This is a genomic window from Nitrospiraceae bacterium, assembly GCA_020632595.1.
In the GTDB taxonomy this organism is placed as follows: domain Bacteria; phylum Nitrospirota; class Nitrospiria; order Nitrospirales; family UBA8639; genus Nitrospira_E.
On the sequence record JACKFF010000027.1, the window covers coordinates 1 to 20,416 of the forward strand.

The 20,416-nt window shown below is 49.2% G+C and carries 16 protein-coding genes; 9 read left to right on the forward strand and 7 right to left on the reverse strand.

Annotated elements, in window-relative coordinates; genetic code table 11:
• Positions 1-29: 29 nt before the first annotated feature.
• Positions 30-722: a zf-HC2 domain-containing protein gene (locus H6750_21005; GenBank protein MCB9776793.1), complete on the reverse strand. Its 693-nt coding sequence runs from the start codon at positions 720-722 to the stop codon at positions 30-32.
• 5 nt (positions 723-727) lie between these two features.
• A complete protein-coding gene (locus H6750_21010; protein ID MCB9776794.1) occupies positions 728-1,312 on the reverse strand; it encodes a sigma-70 family RNA polymerase sigma factor in 585 nt (194 codons plus the stop codon).
• Positions 1,313-1,680: 368 nt separating this feature from the next.
• On the opposite strand from H6750_21010, the gene H6750_21015 reads away from it, so the two are divergent.
• Entirely contained in the window at positions 1,681-3,972 is a 2,292-nt protein-coding gene (locus H6750_21015) for a caspase family protein (GenBank protein ID MCB9776795.1), read from the forward strand.
• 84 nt (positions 3,973-4,056) lie between these two features.
• On the opposite strand, the gene H6750_21020 is transcribed toward H6750_21015, so the two are convergent.
• The 4 genes from H6750_21020 to H6750_21035 all read right to left on the reverse strand — a co-directional run bounded on the left by H6750_21020 (position 4,057) and on the right by H6750_21035 (position 8,933).
• Positions 4,057-5,109, reverse strand: a complete 1,053-nt coding sequence (locus H6750_21020) for an aminotransferase class V-fold PLP-dependent enzyme (protein ID MCB9776796.1) — start codon at positions 5,107-5,109, stop codon at positions 4,057-4,059.
• 93 nt (positions 5,110-5,202) lie between these two features.
• The gene (gene egtD, locus H6750_21025; GenBank protein ID MCB9776797.1) at positions 5,203-6,186 is read right to left on the reverse strand and encodes an L-histidine N(alpha)-methyltransferase; all 984 of its coding nucleotides are present in this window, start codon (positions 6,184-6,186) and stop codon (positions 5,203-5,205) included.
• A 391-nt stretch (positions 6,187-6,577) separates the two neighbouring features.
• Complete coding sequence (locus tag H6750_21030) at positions 6,578-8,122, reverse strand: ABC transporter permease subunit (protein MCB9776798.1); 1,545 nt, start codon at positions 8,120-8,122, stop codon at positions 6,578-6,580.
• A 61-nt stretch (positions 8,123-8,183) separates the two neighbouring features.
• Positions 8,184-8,933 (reverse strand): ATP-binding cassette domain-containing protein, encoded by a 750-nt coding sequence (locus H6750_21035; protein MCB9776799.1) that lies wholly within the window; start codon positions 8,931-8,933, stop codon positions 8,184-8,186.
• Positions 8,934-9,401: 468 nt separating this feature from the next.
• On the opposite strand from H6750_21035, the gene H6750_21040 reads away from it, so the two are divergent.
• The 7 genes from H6750_21040 (at position 9,402) to H6750_21070 (ending at position 17,601) form a co-directional block, all read left to right on the forward strand.
• The gene (locus H6750_21040) at positions 9,402-9,647 is read left to right on the forward strand and encodes a hypothetical protein (protein ID MCB9776800.1); all 246 of its coding nucleotides are present in this window, start codon (positions 9,402-9,404) and stop codon (positions 9,645-9,647) included.
• A 63-nt stretch (positions 9,648-9,710) separates the two neighbouring features.
• Positions 9,711-10,172, forward strand: coding sequence for a response regulator (locus H6750_21045; protein MCB9776801.1), 462 nt, complete (start codon positions 9,711-9,713; stop codon positions 10,170-10,172).
• 44 nt (positions 10,173-10,216) lie between these two features.
• Positions 10,217-10,705 carry a response regulator gene (locus H6750_21050; protein ID MCB9776802.1) on the forward strand — a complete coding sequence of 163 codons (489 nt, stop codon included), beginning with the start codon at positions 10,217-10,219 and terminating at the stop codon, positions 10,703-10,705.
• 670 nt (positions 10,706-11,375) lie between these two features.
• Positions 11,376-13,319 (forward strand): sigma 54-interacting transcriptional regulator, encoded by a 1,944-nt coding sequence (locus tag H6750_21055; GenBank protein ID MCB9776803.1) that lies wholly within the window; start codon positions 11,376-11,378, stop codon positions 13,317-13,319.
• A gap of 591 nt (positions 13,320-13,910) precedes the next feature.
• Positions 13,911-14,282: a hypothetical protein gene (locus H6750_21060; protein ID MCB9776804.1), complete on the forward strand. Its 372-nt coding sequence runs from the start codon at positions 13,911-13,913 to the stop codon at positions 14,280-14,282.
• A 681-nt stretch (positions 14,283-14,963) separates the two neighbouring features.
• On the forward strand, positions 14,964-15,335 hold the full coding sequence (locus H6750_21065) for a hypothetical protein (GenBank protein MCB9776805.1): 372 nt from the start codon (positions 14,964-14,966) through the stop codon (positions 15,333-15,335).
• 730 nt (positions 15,336-16,065) lie between these two features.
• Positions 16,066-17,601, forward strand: a complete 1,536-nt coding sequence (locus tag H6750_21070; GenBank protein ID MCB9776806.1) for a sigma 54-interacting transcriptional regulator — start codon at positions 16,066-16,068, stop codon at positions 17,599-17,601.
• 431 nt (positions 17,602-18,032) lie between these two features.
• On the opposite strand, the gene H6750_21075 is transcribed toward H6750_21070, so the two are convergent.
• Positions 18,033-18,773 (reverse strand): FAD-dependent oxidoreductase, encoded by a 741-nt coding sequence (locus H6750_21075; GenBank protein MCB9776807.1) that lies wholly within the window; start codon positions 18,771-18,773, stop codon positions 18,033-18,035.
• Positions 18,774-19,037: 264 nt separating this feature from the next.
• Here H6750_21075 and H6750_21080 point away from each other — a divergent pair.
• The coding region (locus tag H6750_21080) for a sigma 54-interacting transcriptional regulator (protein ID MCB9776808.1) at positions 19,038-20,416 on the forward strand (1,379 nt) is incomplete at its 3' end.

A 20,416-nucleotide genomic window follows, 5' to 3' on the forward strand; every position in this document is an offset into this window, starting at 1 on the left:
GAGTCAGTCGAGAGAAACACTTCAGAGGTTCAAGGGTGGAGGGCTTTGGCTGTGTTGATGAGGTCTGGATGGGCGTGGAGAGCGGATAGGATGGATTCCCCGGAATCGGTTCCTTTGGGTTCAAACCCTAGTGTATACAAGCCTTCGGGTGTTGGGCCGTGTATTATTTGCCCGCCAAGTTTCTGCACCAGGCGGCGAATATTGATTTCCTGTGCCGTTTCGACGAATGTGACCTGAATTTTGATGCGCGGGATTCCTGGAGTTTCTTGTGGAACCCCACGTTCAATCACCGGACTTGAGCCAGGTGAGATCTTTCCTTCCGGCCCTCCGAGAACTGAGACCAAAAGGACTGCCTGTCCGACAATCAATAGGCTGGCAAGGGCCGGGGCCCATCGGACTTCGAACAGTGAACGAAAGGTTCTTTCAATCGATTCCCACCAGGAGTTCTCGTCTCCCTGGCGAACAGTTGTTGGGGCTGATTGAGGTTGACGTTGAATACGGCGCATGACCTCGTCAAAAGCTGCTGGTGAAGGCCCTGGCCGTTTTTCGATGGCGGTTTGTAATGCGGTATGTATGCTCCTGGTCTCCTGAAGGTCCTGTCGGCAGGAGGCGCATGATTTCAAATGAAGTTCGACCTCTTCGCGCTCTTTGGTCGTCAGCGTCCGGCTGACATAGCCCGGGAGGAGGGTTGCCTCGGTATGAATCGGTTCTTCGGGTTCCATCTCGTTTAAATAATTTCCTCTGTCACTCCCTGGAGCTGGAGACTCTTTTTGAGCTGCTGCTTGGCATAGTACACTCTCGTTTTTACCGTATTAACCGGAATGTTCAATAATTTTCCAATTTCCGGATAGGAGAGTTCTTCAAAGAACGCCATATGCAAAATCTCCCGATGATCCGGTGATAAGGTCATGAGTCCCTGGTTGGTGAGTTCGGCCATCCGTTTCTGTTGTGTATCGTGTAACGGATTTTCTTGGGACTCTGCTGTCTCGATGATGTCCTCCAAGGGTATGCCGCCCCTTTGCTGGCTGGTGACTTTGCGCAAAGCGTCCACGGCCTTATGATGGGCAATCCCAAAAATCCAGGTGGAAACTTTTGATTGTCCTTGAAAGGTCTGAAGGCCTTTCCAGATGGCCAGCATGACTTCCACTAAGGTTTCCTCAGCTAATGTCGCCTCATTCAGAATCGTCATGAGGTATTGGAATACCCGTTTTTCATATCGTTGATAGAGGATAGCAAAGGCTTCCTGGTTATTCGGGATGCAGGATTGGAGCAAGTCTGAATCTGTGAGGTCCTGCCAGTTGGTCGAGCTCATGGGGCGGGTGGTTCAATTACAGCTGCAGATCTAGCCGTTGTGCTCCCCGAGTGCGCTGTCAGAAGCGACAATGACCATGTCAGTTGGTTTTCTAGCATAGGGGAGGAGGCTTCAGAAGACAATAGGCGAGACTGGTAGAGGGGGCAGAGGCAGTTTTAAGGTTGATGGTAAATCATGCCCAATACCCCCATCTCCCATCTGTGACATGTATCAATTTGACAAGGATAAAGGGTTGATCGGTTTTCTCTGTTCCCTTTGAACCTTTTGGGGAAATGGGGAGACATACCACATAACAAAAGGTTGAGAGACGACACAAAGACCGATAGACTATAAACCCATTCCACGGCAGACTTGATAAGAGGTTTATCATGAAAAGGTGCCCATTCTTCCCCACGCTGATCCTTCTTTTCATTGTCGTTCTATTTGTCGGGCACACGTTGATCGTGGCAATGCCTTCGGCATACGGGGCTGGTGCGACTTCGGTCAAAAGAGCTCTCTTGATCGGTATTGGAAAATATCAGGTTTTGCCACGGCTCCCTGGATCAAAAAATGATATTGATTTGGTGCATCAGGTCCTGCTGTCCCGGTATGGGTTTGCCGAGCAGGATATCCACATTATCCGGGACGAAGCAGCAACCAGGGATGGGGTATTGGCCGGGTTACATCGGATTGTGACAGAAGCCGGTCCCAATGATGTGGTTTATATTCATTATTCAGGGCATGGATCTCAGGTTGAGGATCTGAATGGAGATGAACCGGATGATCAATTGGATGAGACGATTGTTCCGGCTGATGGCCGGACGGAAGGCGTTCCCGATATTACCGATGATGAGTTGGACGAGATCCTGTCACAATTGAAAACGTCCAAGGCCGTCGTTGTTCTCGATTCCTGCCATTCCGGGACTGCCACAAGGGGGTTGGAGGTGCGGGTGCGATCCGTTCCGGCGGATCCTCGGGTAAATCTGTATAAAAAAGATGGAGTGGCGACACGGGCCATTGTGCCGGTGAATCTGCATTCCTATGTGCTGTTCAGTGGAGCGGCTTCCCATGAAGAGGCCCTGGATGGGCCGGTGGACGGGCGATACCATGGATTTTTTACCCACTCCCTCTTCAAGAGCTTACAATCCTCTCCCATGAATGCCTCGACCCGCGAGATTTTTTCCGGAGCCAAACAGGAACTCAAGAGGATTCAAAATCAATTCGGGCGGACCAGTATGCCCGAACCTCAGCTTGAAGCTTCTCAGGCGAGAATGGAGTTGCCATTCTTTTCGGCTCTTGGCGAATCGCCGGGCCTCCTGAAGGAGCAGACCGGTTCCGCCCGTCGTTCCTGGGTGGCGGTGGAACCGCAAACAGGGAATCATGTGCAGTTAGTGAATGCCCTGACGATTGGAGCCGATCCCGGTTCGGTATGGGGCATCTATCCGGAAGGAGAAGTGGCATTTGATCCGGCCAAAGCGCAAGCCTTTGCCGTGGTGCAAGCGACAGACGGTCAGAATGCCCTAGCAGTGATTTCCCCGAAACAAGCCGAAGTATCTTCGAAAAGTCGTGCGGTACTGGTCGCTCCGGCTCCGGAGTCCAAGGCCATTCCGGTTGCTCTTCGGAACGTTCCACCCGTGCAAGCCAAGCAATTGAAAGAGTTGCTGGAGAAGCAAATGGGTGATGTGAAGTTTGTAGGAGATCAGGAATTCGCCCGCTTCATTGTAGAAAGCCGGGGGGATGGGCTGCATGTCTTGAGCGCGGATGGCACCAAGGAGTTGATGTCATTGCCTGCAAAGCCCGGGACTCAAGCGATTGCCGCCTTGTCTCAAGTGCTGGTGCAATCACGGAATGCGTCACAACTATTAAACCTGGAAAATCCCTCGAGCCAAATGAGCGTGAGTGTGCGGGTGGTTCAGGTCGGAGAGCGGGGTATCGCCGTGGTGAGCGACACAATGGAGGCGCCGGTCTATCATATCCGGAAGGCGAATGAACCCCGCTCCTTGTCCAACAGTCTGCAATTGGAAGTCACTTCCGATACGGATGCGTACATCACGATCGTGGATGTGGATGCGGAAGGGAATGTGAATGTGTTGTTCCCGAATTCTTATCAAAATCCACGGTATTATCCTGATGGCTTCATCAAGGCGGGCCGCACGGTCTTGTTGCCAGATTCATTGCAATCCGGAAACCAAGCGGGATTCCATTTTGATTATGCGAATCCTCCTGGCGTGGATACGATCAGGGTCTTTGCGAGTACGACTTCTGAATTGGCCCAACGGATTCGCCAGGCGGTGGAGGGTGGCAATACCCAGGGTTTTGGAGGACGTTCCCAAATGGCCGGCTCATTAGCCCACTTGGCCAGTTTGAGGCAGGAGTTAGTTGGAAGTGTGACGCGAGGGTTGATTACCGTTCCTGATGATTCAGTGGCTCCGGTTTCCCAACCCATTATGAGCACTGTGGAGCAAGCACCATTGGCCATGGTCGATCAACTGCCGTCCAAGAATTCCACGTCCGAAAACATCGGATATATTCAAGACCGCCCTGCGGAATCTTTTCCACCTGATCCTTCTATGCCGGGGAGTATGAACACAGAGCAAACGATGGATGCTCAGGCCATGCCGGTTGGGTTGCCGGTCTCTGATTGGACGGCGGTTTCGGTCACGGTTCTGGTTCAACCATAAAGAACAAAGAGATAAGCCAAGGAAAGATTGCTCCGTTTCTTGGTGACGACTTCATGAGGCCCCCTCTGTGATGTGTAGGGGGCCTCACTCGTTTAAGAGTGAGGAAAACAATTCAAGGGTTGAGCGGATGTCGAGACTTGGAGTGTCGCTGGTCCAGGAGATACGGATCGAAAGGCTTGAGGGATGTGAGGGATGGGTGAGAGTTTTCCAGGCAATGGAATGAGTGGAGGAAAGGGTGTGCATGGCCTGTTCCGTGTGTTCGTTAAGGCAGGCAAACGATAAGATACCGGGAGCCTGCGCCCCGTCCCATTCGATAATCCGAATGCCAGGATGGTGTCCAAGGCAGATTTTCCATTCCTCTCGCACCTGTTTAAGGCTGCGGTTGTGTAGATCTTGTTGAGCCTTGAGATGGCAGGCTTTGGCAAATCCGGCGATCAAGCCGATATTCTGGGTGCCCAATTCGTATCCGGCCCAATAGGGTTGTGTTGCTTGGTGACCGTCTTTCCCGACAATCAGCGCACCCGTTCCCATTGGGCCTGTGCACCATTTATGGCCGGGGAAAAAATACGCATAGGGATAAATTTCCTGAAATGAAACCGGAATATGTCCGACGGCTTGCGCCCCGTCTACAATGAGCCGCGTATGGTGTGACTGCGCCAGGTCCTGGATTGCGGTGATGGGAAAGATACGCCCATCAAAATGAGAGACGTGGCTGATGACGATGGCCTGAACGGGTTGTTCACTTAGAGTGCGTTCAAGCGCGGAAAGGAAGCCGGAGGGGACATCCGGGTCGATCGTAATAACGCGGACTCCACGGTCACGGAGTCTGTCGATTTCATTGAGAATCGTGGAATTTTCATGAGTGGTGGTCAGCAGGACACTTCCAGGTTCCCAATTGATTCGAGAAAGGACCAGGCTGCATGCAGTTGTGGTATTGGGCATGAAGGCGAGCCGTTGTCCATCGTTCAACCCCAACCAATCCGAAATGGTCCGTCGGCATGCCTGAAGCGTATCCCGGTAATACTGGATGCCGGCTTCTGCATATAACAGGCGACTGAACGTGTTGAGTGTCCGTGAAACTTCCTGCTGTACGTCAGGATGGAACGGAGCGAGTCCAGCCGGGTTGAGATAAATCATGGGAGTAGGTTGGGGAAATACCCTGGGGTTGCGAGGTTAGGTCGGGTCTGAATCCTGATGGTAAAAAGTCGTGCCTCTCTCGAACTATCCGGCTTAGGGTTTTTTGGCGAGCGCGAGGCCAATCAGGTTGTCAGGGTCCGAATACCATTTGACCAAGGCAAAACCCGATGCCGCGAGAAGTGCTTCAGCTAAGGAGCGGTCATATTTCGTGCTGATTTCGGTGCGGATTTCCTCCCCTTGTTTGAGATGGACTTGTAATCCTAAGTCCTGAATGTCCAGAATTTGATCTTCTCGTGACCGGAGCCACATTTCAATTCGATGTTCATTATTATTGTATCTGGCAATATGCTCAAACGAATCCGGATCAGCCTGAGATCCGAAATGATGACAAAGAACCCGAATAATATTTTTGTTAAATTTTGCTGTAATGCCCTCCTTGTCATTATATGCGGCTTCCAGGCGACTTTGTTCCGTGATGAGCTGGACTCCCAATAAGAAATAATCTCCGGAAGCCATTTCTGAGTTCACGGAGGAGAGAAACTCCTGAGCGGCAAGGGCGGGCAGGTTGCCGATGGTTCCTCCAAGGATGACTACCAGGCGTTTGCCGCCTTCCGGGATATGCTCCAAATGGAAAAGAAAATCTCCTACCACGCCATGGATGTGGAGACCGGGGTACTCGCGGACCAGTTCTTCGGAGACCCGTCGGACAATGGTTTCATCGACATCAAATGGGACGAAATAGCGCAGTTGGTCAACATTGGCCATGGCATCGAGGAGTACCCGTGTTTTTGTGGCTGCGCCGGATCCTAATTCCACAAGTTCTTCAGCTCCACTGAGAGCCACAATTTCGTCGGCGCAATTGGTAAGCAGCTGATGCTCGGTCCGGGTTTGATAATATTCCGGCAATTCACATATCTGCTCAAACAGGGTGGATCCCCGTTCATCATAAAAGAGTTTCGAAGGGAGGGTTTTGGGGCTTGCTTGCAGACCGTGGGTGATTTGGGTTTTGACGAAGTCCGGATCTTCTCTGGTTAATGGAAGATCAATGGTTATTGATGGATCTGTTTGTGATGACATGAGCCCTCCTCGGGGGTCTACCGTGAACAATATTCTCACCTCTACCTTCAGATGTCAGTGGGGATGACGCCATCGTTGAAATACCACGGGAAGAAAATGTACAGAAAATGAACATCCTTCGGCCTACCGTTTTCCCGTGTGATGCTGAATGAGAGAACGTCATCGTTCGATAAGTTCCCTGATCTGCCTTCAATACACAAAATTATAAAGGGGGCTGTGGATAATGGCGAACGCATTGGAATGGCATCAATAGAACCACTATAACGGCAGAGAGGATTGCGGGCAAGACAAGGGCATAGACGAAATCAGATCAGTAAGGGGCTTTTTTGTCCGGCAAAATGTCACTTGAGTTGGCGTGCTTTTTCATATTTCAAATGGTAATTGGGTGAGATTATCGAACCGGTTCCAGGCCGCGTGGCCGGGCCCATTGTTCTACGCGACCCAAGAGGCCATCAACCGACAGCGCCAATACGGTGGCGGGGAGGGCGCCGGATAATATCAAATTGACGTCCGCAAGCTGGAGCCCTGCCACGATGGGGACACCCAAACCTCCAGACCCGATAAAGGCGGCCAGTGTGGCTGTCCCGACGGTCCAGATGGCAGAGGTGCGAATGCCCGCCATAATGGTCGGCGCGGCGAGTGGAAGGCGAATCGTGCGGAGAATTTGCCATTCCGTCATGCCAAGGGCTCGTCCGGTTTCCACAACATTTGGAGCTGCGTCTCGCAATCCCGAATAGGTATTTCGAAGAATAGGGAATAACGAGTACATCCATAAGGCCATGATGGCGGGGAGCGCTCCCACGCCAAATATCGGAATCATAAAGGCCAGAAGTGCGATGGATGGAATCGTTTGCAACATGCCGATTATCCGGATGATCGCCTCTGCTCCCCTTCGCCATCGTTCGAGAGCCAGCCCCAATGGAATGGCGACCAGTATGCCCAGGAACAACCCTAGTCCGGAAAGTCCAAGATGTTCTCCTGTGCGCAGGGCCAGATTGGAACGCTTGGTCCACATGTAGGACAAAATGGAATCGGAAGATTCCGTGGTGGCGACTGGTTGGGCGTGATTCTCGGCCACAAGATTGAGTGCCCGTAAGGCGCTATGCGCTACTTGAGGAACCGGTTCTCCCTGTTCTTGAATCCGGAGATTTAATTCACGCATGCGTGTTGGGTCTATGGCATTGGTGAGCAAATTGATGACCCGTCCCAATTCCGGATGGCGTTTGAGAATTTCTCCTCGAACGAGTGCTGCGGCCTCATACGGCGGGAAGAAATGACGATCATCTTTCAGGACGACAAAGTCATACACGGCTAAGCGTCCATCGGTCGTATAGACATCTAAGAGGTCAACCTTTCCTGTATCTGTGGCTTGATATTTCAGGGTCTGTTGCATGCCGATCACTTCCTGAAACTGTAACCCGTAGGATTTTTTTAACCCCGCCAATCCATCTTCCCGCTGGATAAATTCATACCCGAATCCGGCTTTCATGTGAGGGGCGACACGCACAAGATCGGAAATCGTTCGGAGCCCTAGGGTTTGTGCTCGATCACGGCGAAGGGCTAGCGCATAAGAATTTTCAAATCCGAGCGGGGCCAGCCACCAGATATCCCATCGGTGAAGAAACTCCGAGCGAACGCGGTTTAAAACAGACACTCGATCGTGCATCGGTGGTTCACCGAGAATGGTGACGAGCCCTGTTCCTGTGTATTCGGGATAGAGATCAATCCCTCCCGTTTTTAAAGCCTCAAAACAGACTTGAGTGCCGGCGAGTCCCAGCCGACGCGTGACGGTTAATTCCGTGCGGGCCTCAATGAGTTGAGCGAACATTTCCGCCAGGAGCCGGCTTTCCATAAAATTCTTCGATCCCACCACAATAGTGTCAGAGGCCCAAACCGGCGGGGAAAGAGCCCAGAGCAGTCCAAGAACTCCGACCACGATTCCTCTAGATACTCTTCGTGTATGTGGTCTGATCCGATCGGTGTTCATCTCCTTCCAGTTAACCTCGATGAGCGTGAAAATGCTGAACGAGCAAATGAACATAGGGAGTGGCTGGAGCATCGAGAATTTGATGTGGAGTCCCGACTTGCTGAATGCATCCTTCTTTGAGGATGGTAATCCGGTCGCCTAGCCGGAAGGCTTCTGACATGTCATGGGTTACCAGGACCATGGTTTTTTGCAATCGGGCTTGAAGGGAGAGAAATTGATCCTGGAGATCATGGCGGGTGAGTGGATCTAAAGCGCCAAATGGTTCGTCGAGCAGGACGATGGGCGGATCGGCTGCCAGGGCACGTGCCACGGCCACCCGTTGCCGCTGCCCCCCTGAGAGTTCAATGGGATAGCGTTCGGCAATTTGCGAGGGATTCAGGTTAACCAGAGATAGGAGCCTGTCGAGACGTTCGAGTTGCTGTTCCAATGGCCATCCCAGTAAGTGAGGGACGAGGCAGACATTTTGCTTGATGGTCCAGTGAGGGAAAAGCCCGCCATCTTGTGGGACATATCCCAGGCGTCGACGAAGTTGAATGGGATCCTGTAAGCAGGCGGGCTTGCCTTGAATGACGACGGCACCGGTCGTGGGTTCTATCAGCCGATTCAGAAGACGCAAAAAGGTGGTTTTTCCTGATCCGCTCTCACCAATCAGCGCCATGGTTTCCCCCTCTGTCATACTCCATTCAATGTTCTGAAGGGCATAGGTGCCATCGGGGAATTGTTTGCTGACCTGTTGGATTTCCAGTGCCCACGGGTTCATGCGGGCGAGGTCCTTAGGGCCGGGGATAAGAAGATCCAAATGGTGTGGTGATGCGTCATCGTCCTGATGAACGTCTGGAGTATTACCCTTCGCCAGGATAACAGGGTTCAACTGAAGAGACTAGCCTTGTTCTCAAGGCCAGATGCCATGCTGGCTTAGGCAATCTCTCTATAAATTTGCAGAGAAACGCGAAGAATGGACAGCAAGTGGGTTATTTCGCTCATCCTTGTCTGTGCGCCAACGCTCGGTTTTTTAATCATGTTGACTTGCTCATTTGTCTTTGGAATGAAGTGCTGAAATGTATGGAGAAATTTCTGCCATCTTGGAATGTTTAAGATGGGCATAGTGGTTGCACCGCTTGGTGGGAAAAATAGAGGGAATCTTGCTGTAAGAGATTTTAAATGGTCTCACATAATCACAGTGATGTTATTAATATTGGTGTGCTTTTTACTTTCCTGGGAGATTTGAATGCATGCACACGTAAATGGAAACTCTCATCTTGAGGGCTGCCCGACCTCTAGACAAGATCCCGATGCATGTTGTCGATGCGGGGGACTCATGAAAGCCGAGTCGGTTTTTGATCTCGTTGAAAATGAAATAGAATTCATGTCCGCTCGCTGTCTGCAGTGTGGCGATATTGTGGATCCGGTTATTCTCATGAATCGATCAGGGAAAGGTGTGTTGAGTAGTCGCACCGGAAGGGCCCGGCATTGAATCTTTCCATACTTTGTGCGGGGTGGGGATTGAGAAAGGCTGCCAGCCAGAAAGCATGATTCAATGAATGTGAATAGCTTGACCGGGCGTGGTGTGGCTAGTATCGATTTAGAGAGAGAAAATTGTAATGGGAGGCATCCGGAGCATGAGCCTGACCTTCCAGAAAGTGGTAAACGCCTTGTCGTGATGGGTGTCGATCTCAAGACATGGACAGGTTTGACGGAGAACCTTTGGGATTTAGGGTTTACGCTTAAACGTCTTCCGTCTTCCTTTCAAGGATTGGATCAACTGAAAAATGCTTTCGTCGATGGCCTATTGTGGGACTGTGAATCGAGTTCACTGACGCGCTTAGCAATTGTGTCTCAGTTTTGCGGAAGAATGCCTGTCCTGCCGGTTATGGTTATCTCAAGCCCTTCAAACAAGAGGCTGCTGATAAAAGCCCTTGAAAATGGAGCGATGGATTTTATTATGAAACCCATAGATTACACGGAACTCCGAAATAAATGTGTGCGGTTGTTTGGGTAGCGAGTGAGAGGGGTGAAGGAAGGCCAATTTAGGGAGGAATAGCCATGATTCCTGTATGGGTTCCCGATTCCCGGAACCATTCTCCGGAAAATCCATATCGTGTGAAATCGAAGGAGGAATTGGATGGGAAAAATTTTGAATCATCTTTGCCTCCCGTTTCTATTCTGGTTGTCGACGACAGTGTTGATTGTCGCATGATACTCCGCATGGCCCTGGAACGGGAAGGCTATCGTTGCTTAGAGGCAGAGGATGGAATTGCTGCTCTCAAATTATGTCAGAAAAAAACGATTGATTTCATCATCACTGATTTCCAAATGCCACATATGGATGGATGCGAGTTCCTTGAAGTTATTTCGAGTGCGGCGGTGAGTTGTCCTCCTGCTGTGATGGTTACAGGAAATCTTACAGATTCTGTGCGAATGAGAGCGACCCATGCCGGTGCATTGGCCGTCCTCTCCAAGCCTTTTGATCAAAGGAAGATCCTGCAGATGGTTCGAGAAGCCGTCCATCGCAAACAAGTGGCTCATCATTGAAGGCGTATCCATTTCATCCTGAAAAATGGGGTGTAGGGTTCTTGATCCATTTCTAATGGGATTGATTGGAGTAAGGAAAAAGGTATAATGACCATTCTGGTCGAATAATTGCCTTAAAAGCACAATTTTTCCGTCTAGATCGTGCATCCTGCCCCTGCTTTGTTCTCTTCTTGAAATCCTCTCTCATTCCCAACCCGAAGAAAGTTGGTCATTCCTTTCCCAATTGATGCATGTTCTGCTTGGCTGATGCAATCCAACGTAAGCGGGACCCTGAGCAATTGCAAAAGGACGCCAAGGAGATGGAGAAGGCTGGTCACTCCACCCCCTCGGTTCAGGTAGAATGGGTGAATACGTTTCACATTAGGTTTCAGCGAGTGGAGTCTTTGGAGAGGAACTATCAAAACGCGGGTGACGAGGCACCCTGTGAAGTGAGAAGATCTCTGTGAATGAAGAGATTGAATCGCCCGGATATGGCACACATTTTTGTGCCCGGATAAAGAGAATGGGGCGTGCAGTATCCCGCATGCAATTGCTTGGGCTGAAACCTTTATAGGAGGTCGATTAGCCCCATTTCGGTGGTTCGACAAGGAAGGGTGTTCCGAAGGCCTTGGAGCGCTAAGCCGGGTCGTTTGGGAACTTGCCTTATTTTAAAGTGCCAGAGGAAGCCATTATGGAAGACAAAGGTTCCTTATCATCCGGCGAAAGTCACGTAGTGAAGGATTCGGATCAAGAATTGAAGCGGACCTTGCATGATCTCCAGGAACGCGTGAAGGAACTAACCGCACTCCATTCCACCACGCAATTGTTTCACAACGAAGATTTATCGACACACGAATTACTTCAACGCATTGCCGATTTGATTCCACCATCCTGGCAATACCCGGAAGTCACAGCCGCCCGGATTCGTTTCGGCCATCTGGAAATTACGACGCCCAATTTTGTGGTATCCCCATGGACCCAGCGGGAGGAGTTTATTTGCCGGGATGGAACGACGGGTGAAATTGAAGTCGTCTATCTGGAGGAACGCCCGACGGAAGTTGAAGGCCCCTTTCTGCAAGAAGAGAGAAATTTATTACACTCACTAGGAGAGATGGTCCGGCTGCAGTTGGATCGGAAGCGGGCGCAAGCCGCCCTTCGTGAGGCGCATGATGTCCTGGAGCAGCGGGTGCTGGACAGAACTTCCGACCTGACGACAGCCAATCGATTATTGTCGGGGGAAGTGGCACAACGGAAAGAAGCCGAGCAGAAATTAGAGGATTTGATCGCGGAGATCCAGCGGAATCACGATGATCTCATTGCTATTTTGAATCAATTGCATATTGGTACTGCCCTGACCGACAGGGATGGAAACGTGACCTTTCTGAGTCAGGCTGCACAACAGTTATGCGGAAAAGCGAATTTTTCTCATTCAGGTGAGCCCTGGCAAGCGTTGTTTAGCGATCCTGTCTATCATGCTCAAATAGAGGAGATGGTGAATCGTCCTCCTGGAGAACGGCAGGAGGTCTTAGTGCGCATGTCTGCGGTTGGTGGAGAGTGCACCCGTTGGATCAATGTGGATGTCAGGGATGATCCACGAGACCCGGAACGGAAAATGTTTTTCTTGTACGATGCCTCGGAGGTGCAGACCCTTCGTCAACTATTGGGAGAGACCGGCAAATATCAGGATCTCATTGGCGCCAGTCATGCCATGCAATTGGTTTTTCAGCAGATTCAGGATTTTTCCCGTGTGGATTCCACCATTCTTATTGAGGGAGAGACCGGAACAGGGAAGGAACTGGTGGCTCGTGCCATTCATCAAGCCAGCCACCGCAAAGAGTTTCCCTTTATTGCGGTGAATTGTGCGGGGTTAACCGAATCACTCGTCGCCAGCCAATTATTCGGGCATAAACGTGGGGCCTTCACAGGCGCTGTATCAGACCAGCAGGGGTTGATCGAAGCCGCTGAAGGAGGAACCTTGTTTCTGGATGAAATCGGGGATATTCCCCTCACTGTTCAAACCAGTCTCCTTCGGGTTCTGCAAGAATGGGAAATTACCCGTCTTGGTGAATCTCGGCTCCGGAAAGTGAATGTTCGTGTGCTTGCGGCCACCCATCATAATCTTGCCAATGATGTCAGTGCCGGAACCTTCCGGGCTGACCTGTTGTATCGGATTCGGGTCGGAAGAGTGTTATTGCCTGCGCTACGGGAACGACGTGAAGATATCCCATTGTTAATCAGCCATTTTCTGAACCAATATCGTGCGACAACGGGAAGGCCTGTTGAGGCCGTGAGTAATGAAGCTCTACGGCTGTTAATGGCCTATGCATGGCCCGGAAACGTTCGCGAACTCAAGCATGCCATTGAATTCGCCGTCATTCGATGTCCGCAGACGATTATTGGACCTCAAGATTTACCGCCGGAGGTGCTTAATCAGGATGAAAGACTTCCCGCGGCATCCTCTGAGGACATTACTTTAAGCCCTGATGATGATAAGGAGAAGATTCTCGCTGCATTGAAGCAGACGGGAGGAAACCGTTCAGCTGCCGCAAAGCTGCTTGGGATTGCACGCCTCACGTTGTATCGTCGCATGTCGCGCCTCGGAATTCCTGCTCGCCGCAAAACGTCTTCCATTTGAAGTCTTGCTCGGGAAACAGTCGAATAACTTATCCTCTAACCGCAGGAAATCTGCGCCTATCAAGCCCAGGCGAATCTGGGTAAGGGAGATTTCAGAAAGGTCCGGCTTCTAATCCGCCATTCCCGGCCGGCTTCGTCATGGCTTTCCACTGTCCCGGACGCAATTACCTTGATGGCTGGAACGCCTGTTGATAGCCGTGCAGGGCCTAGTAGTCTCCTGTCTGCGTGCTTGAGCGATTTTCCTCACTTCTTTTTTGTTCGTCTATACCTTTAGAACAGTTACCAAAATCCCGCTTCTTCCTATCTTCTAGGCGTGGTCCAGCATTCAGATAAATTAAAAACCCATTCGAAGCCATAACCGACTGACGTGTTGCATAATGTATCAGCGAATTACACTTTTGATGCATTTAGGTGTAACAGTTCAGCACATTCATTTTATTTCGAAAATTTTAAAACGTTGAAATTAGTAGTAAAAGCCGTCTTAAGGCTGTTGGCCTATAAATTGGATAGACATAGATAGGAAATGAAAGAGTGGTCAATGAATCAATAAATGCTCTTTTGAAGGAAGCATTCCGCAGGAAGGGAGGAAGCCATGACTCACAAAATATTGATGTTATTTTTCCTCGCGGGGATACTCCTAGGCGTTCCAAATTTTCTCTTGGCTGGTGAGGTTACGAAAGAGCAGGTCTCCGAGTGGAAAATGGAAACTCAGGGTTGGTCCATCCAAGACCATATAGCTGCCGCCTATTCTGATGAAGAGGAAGTCCAGTCGCTGGAGGACCGCATTCAGCATTTGGATAAACGCATACGCAAGTTGGAGGAAAAGCCATACTTTGATCCGAAGGGGTTTACCAGAAGTTCCTTAAAGCTTCTTTCCAGCACATTGGAAGAGCAAGAGAAGCTACTAAATGAAAAGATTGCCTGGCATTTTCAACAGGCCGATCAGGCCAAGCTGACGGAGTAGTATGAATGATGGAACCCCTAAGGAGGTGGAAGGTGGGGTTGGCCTGGCTATCGGCATCGATTATGTGGAATCCATTTGACTCTTCCGTAGATTGAGGTTGTCGACCCTAGACCCTATCGTCATCCGGCCAATATGGGAAATAGGTTTGCCGAACTCAAGGCCGACTAAGTTTTTTGCACAAACAGGAACGTCACCCTTCTCCTTCTCAACCATGCGGGGCCAACCCCTTGAATTGAACAATAAAAAGCTTGAGTGGTTCGTGAAGGCAGAGTCGAGACTCCGCGCATTTTCTTAATGCTTCCCCCCGAATTCTGATAATGGCCGGATAGGTTGATTCAGGGTGGAGGAGTAGCATCTCCCGCAACCGGTTCTATTCTTACATTTTTCAGACAAAATCCTGGTCAACAAAATAGAAGTAAATGCCCGATGGCATGGCGAGCAGAAGTGTAACTATGTGTAACTTTATGCATCATTTTTGTTACATTTGTATGTTACATTCATAACATAATTTTTTAGGTATAAAAAAATAAATTATTGATTTTTAATGTAAATACTGATTTATTTTTTTTGGCATATAAGTTGTATATTGAGAAACATTAAGACCTTGAAAGCAAGGTCACCATTAGGGGTGCAAGTTTACGGATTTTTGGAATTGATAAATGCTGGAAGGAGGAAGAAGTTATGAATAACAAATTTTTTATTTCAGCTTTCCTTTTTGGGATGCTTCTAGGGCTCCCACAGTTTGTCCTGGCTAGTGATAATGGTCCAGAGCAGAGTTCAGCTTGGAGAATGGAGACCCAGGGTTGGTCGATTCAAGATCATATGACTGCGGCAAAAGCCTCAGAAGGGGAAGTTCAGTCCCTTGAAAGCCGTGTTCAGGATATAGATAAGCGCATAGCCCATTTTGAGAGCAAGCCACACTTCGACCCGAAGGGGTTTCATAGAAATGCCTTGAAGCAAATCTCTTCAACTTTGAAAGGGAATACTAATATGTTGAATGAGAAGATCGCGTGGCATGTCAGACAAGCTGATCAAGCTAAGCTGACGGAGTAGTGGATCGCTGTATGATGTAGTTGCATACCAATAAGTATCTATTCCGGTTCCATGGAATGATGAGGTCTAGCAGCCTCTTCATTCCTGGGACAGAATAAAATCCAAATTATCACCTGTATTATACTTTGGCCTGACGTAACGTCAGGCTTTTTTTTTTCTAAGGCTTTTTCATCTACAGGGAATTGCATGCCTGTTACGACCTGATGCAAAAAAATATCAAGCAAATTGCTTATTACTTACATGAAAAATGGGCTCTTTGCGGAAACTTATCCAAAACCATGCCTATATGAGAGAAAATATAAGACAGGGTGCGGAGACACCAGCGACGCATTGATGTGCGATTAAGCACATGTATCTCCGTTCGTTTTCGCTCTATTACGAAAAATTAAAATGAAGTTTTTTTAATAATGTTTACTTAAATAAACTAATGGATTACGTGACTTGGACCACACTGTCGGAGGGGTGGCGGTTGGACTTATTAAGCCATTGAAAAATAAAACATAATCTTATGAATGTTCGCTCAGGAGACTGGACAATTTTGACAAGAAAAATAGATATTTGTACACCACGACAAAAGCGGTTGATGGCTCAGTAATTGCTGCCTTTTTATGGAAATTTTGGCGTAATATTTTTGCCCATTAAGATCGGTTTCTTGTTCAAAAGTTCTAGTTAAGGTTACGATCCTTCGTACTCATATTTTAGTGTGAGGGGCTTACATATGATAGTCGATATGACTCACTCAACCGATCAACTAGCCAGAAACTTCTATCAAACCTTGCTGGAAGTCACGAACATCTTAAATTCCCAACGTAATACGGAAGATCTGTGGAAAGCCATTACGGGACACATTAAGAAGGTGATCTCGTGGGAACGCGCGGGTATTACGCTGTATCATTCTGACATAGATGCTTTCCGGTTTTACGCAGTGGAAACGAGTATGCCGGTGGTGAAGTTGAAATGTGATGCCATCATTCCTCGAGAAGGGAGTGCAATGGGGTGGGTGTATAATCATCGGCGTCTTCATATACGTCCCCATTTACAACAAAATCCCGTATTTTTAGAAGATGCGTTTTATCACGAAGAGGGCCTGGGAAGAATGATTAATATTCCTATGATTATTGGAGATAATTGCATCGGATCTTTAAATATCGGCAGTGTGGAATCCGGGGATCCGGACCCGGAAAATGTCTTGTTTTTACGCCAAGTGGCGACTCAAATTGCCTTTGCCATTGATCATGTACGGGCCTATGAAGAGATCAACCACCTGAAGGAACAGCTCACCCGTGAAAATGCCTATCTCCTAGAAGAAATCAAAGTTTCTTACGATTTTGGAGCGATGGTTGGAAACAGTCAAAAGTTTAAGAACGTGCTGGACTTGGCCCAGGCCGTGGCCCCAACCACAACCTCGGTGCTCATTATGGGGGAAACAGGAACGGGAAAAGAGCTTTTGGCACGATTACTTCATGAGTTGAGCCCTCGCAAGGCAAAGCCTTTTGTGCGAGTCAATTGTGCGGCGTTACCTTCAGGTCTGGTTGAAAGTGAGCTGTTCGGGCATGAAAAGGGCGCCTTTACCGGTGCAGAGACTGGAAGACCCGGCAAATTTGAATTAGCCAATGGTGGCACCTTGTTTCTTGATGAAATCGGGGAGATGCCGATCGAAGCGCAGGCAAAACTTCTGAGGGTTTTACAGGATGGTATCGTGGAACGAGTCGGCAGTATCGAAGGGAAAGCCGTCGATGTGCGAATCATTGCCGCGACCAATAGCGATTTAAGCAAGGCGATTGCCGAAGGACGTTTTCGTTCAGATTTATATTATCGATTGCATGTTTTTCCGATTGTGGTGCCTCCTCTCCGGGAACGTCTGCATGATATTCCCCTTCTGGTGCGACACTTCATGGAGAAAAATCGGTTGCAGTTCAGACGAAACTGTCAGGAAATCGATGATCGTTCAATGGAAATGCTGGTTCAGTATCCATGGCCGGGTAATGTACGGGAACTGAAAAATGTGATTGAACGAGCCATGATTCTTTGCCAATCGTCGGTCATGCATGTGGAAGATTCGTTGTTGCAGTCACCGGCAAACAATATGGATTCTATGCCCCCCACTCAATTAAAAGATGTGGAGCGCACTCGAATACTACAAGCTTTAGCGGCGTGTGAATGGAGAATTGATGGACCATTAGGGGCGGCCAAGCATCTGGGATTACATCCCAGCACCCTGAGAAGCCGATTGAAAAAATTCGGGATCAAGCGGCACGCTGAATAAGACACCCAATCGTGGGCTAGGTGATTGGGATGAGAAGCCGGTTAGTCCGGAGGGAACAATTTGAAATAGGTCATGCCCCCGTCTTTGTCCTCCCAATTGAAACCTACCTCAACTGACTTGTGAACATACAAACGGCTTAGATCAGGAGACTTTGTCCCGCCTCCCGAAGATGCTTCTTTGCCCTCCTGTCAGTAACAGGTCATCTCCACAGGGCGGTGTTTCAGAAAGAAACCCACGTAAACGGTTTTTCTTTCCACAGCTCCTAATTGGAGAGGGTTCCGGATGAGACAAAAGGCCACACGAAATGTACCCCATCTTTTTCAGATCAATGATGCAATCTGGTTAGTGGTATATGACCGTTCAGTTGTGGAGTCCGAGGAATTTCTATCCTCAATGGTTTAATGAAGCAAATCCAATCTTCAATGAGAATTTCAATAGCCCACAAATTCTTCAGAGCGAATATTGGTCTTTGGAATGCCGGTAGACTCAAGCATCTTTCGTAATCCATCAACCATGGCAGGGGGCCCCACAACAAAATACAGAGCCGACTCCGTCTCTTTGACATATTTTCGGAGCATGACTTGGTCTATCCGGCCGGTTTCCCCCTTCCATGTTTCGGTGCTTCCATTTGGACTCGTCATCGTTCCAATACACGTAAAATGCGGATTCTCTTGCTGGAGGGTTTGCAGTTCATCAAGAAAAGCGGCATCTTCCTGCTGCCGATTTGAATACAGGAGAATAAGTTGATGTGTAAGTTTGTGATGAGCGGCTTCCACCAGCATACTTCGGAACGGTGTAATTCCGATTCCTCCTGCGAGAAGAACGATCGTTCGGGAATCGTCAGATGGTAGGGTGAATTGTCCGAATGGACCTTCAAGGTCAATTGTCGTTCCAAGAGGTATTTCTGTCAACATGCGCTTAAATGCGGTGTCTCGCAAACGGGTGGCGACCATGAGCGGTTGTTCGGATGGAGCACTGGCAAGGGTCAAGGCCCGTGTATGGCCTTCCGGATCGGATGTTGAAAGATTCGGTAATGACAGATCGATAAACTGACCAGCTGTGAAGGTGAATCCAGCCGGTCGATCAAAATAGAACGCCATTGTACTTTTGGCGATTTCCTGACGATTTCTCAATGCCACATGATGAATGGATGGCTTGGTGAGTTTTCCCATTGAGAGCGCTCCTTGATGGAAGCAGACGTTAGGGCGTGCGCTGCACTCGCATTATTTATCCTAGCGTTTTGGTATGGGGTTGAGTCAATTGTTGGCCCATGGTTTTCATGATCCGGTTAAGACGGGTCCATGGTTCCTCAAGGCGTAACCGTAAAATAATCGTACTGCCTTTTTAAATTTCGAATAAGTTCAAGCTCATTTCTCTTATTAGACAGGTTATTCGGTTCTATGCTTGAATCTGTCGCAAGAAAGGATTGAAGGACTGTGGAACGAATCGAGAGAAATTACCGGGCACTTTTGAATGTCGCGATTGTACTTAATTCACAACGGGATACCGATAGTCTCTGGCAAGCCATTATCGAGCAGATTGAACAGGTCATGCCCTGGGCCAGGGCAAGTGTGACTCTATATGACCGTGAGTCTGACGGTTTCAGATTTTATGTGGTGACGACTCATTTGGCGAAGGTTGTACTGCAAGGTGATTCAGTGATTCCGCGAGTAGGGAGCGGCATGGGATGGGTGTACGACCATAAATCTATGCATGTCCGTCCTGATCTCAGACTGGAACAAGTCTTTCTGGAAGACCAATGGTATGTGGAGGAAGGACTGGGACGCATGATCAACCTGCCGTTGTTGGTCAGAGGGAAATGTCTGGGGGTATTGAATCTCGGGAGCGTTGATCCTGGGAACCCGGAGCCTGATGCACTTGAGTTTTTATCACAAGTGGCTATGCAAATTGCCTATGCGATTGATCATGTGCAGGCCTATGAGGAAATTAATCTGCTGCGTCAGCAGTTGGCACGGGAAAACATCTATCTGGTCGAGGAACTCAAACTGACAAAGCACTTCGGGGCCATGGTAGGACGGAGTCAGGTTTTTCAGCATGTATTGGAACTTGCCCGCGAAGTTGCTCCTACGCCGGCGACGGTCCTGATCACGGGGGAGACGGGAACCGGGAAAGAACTCCTGGCCCAAGCGATTCATGATTGGAGCATGCGTGCGAACAAACCCTTTATTAGGGTCAATTGTGCCGCCCTTCCGGCAGGATTAGTCGAAAGCGAATTATTCGGTCACGAAAAAGGCGCATTTACCGGAGCTGACTCGAGGCGTGAGGGGCGTTTTGAGTTAGCCCATGGCGGGACCCTGTTGTTAGACGAAATCGGGGAGATTCCTTTGGAAACCCAGGCGAAATTATTGCGAGTGATTCAGGACGGGATGGTTGATCGTGTGGGTGGCAAACAGTCTATCCCGGTGGATATTCGGTTGATGGCCTCGACCAATGCCGATCTGCCTTCAGCGATTGAACAAGGTCGTTTTCGTGCTGACCTGTTCTATCGCCTTCATGTGTTTCCGATTACCATCCCTCCGCTCCGTGCCCGACCGGAAGATATTCCAGAACTCGCGCAGCATTTTCTGGAGCACTATGCTATGAAACTCAAACGGCCCTGCGAAACAATTGAACCGGATTCTCTGCAGCGACTTATCCGGTATTCCTGGCCGGGCAATATTCGAGAACTGGAAAATGTGATTGAACGGGCGGTGATTCTCTCCCACCAAAAGGTTCTGCGCATCGATGAACGGCTTTTGATTCTTCAGAGTGCGACGCATGAATCAAAGGCTCCGGCTGGATTAGTTGATTTTGA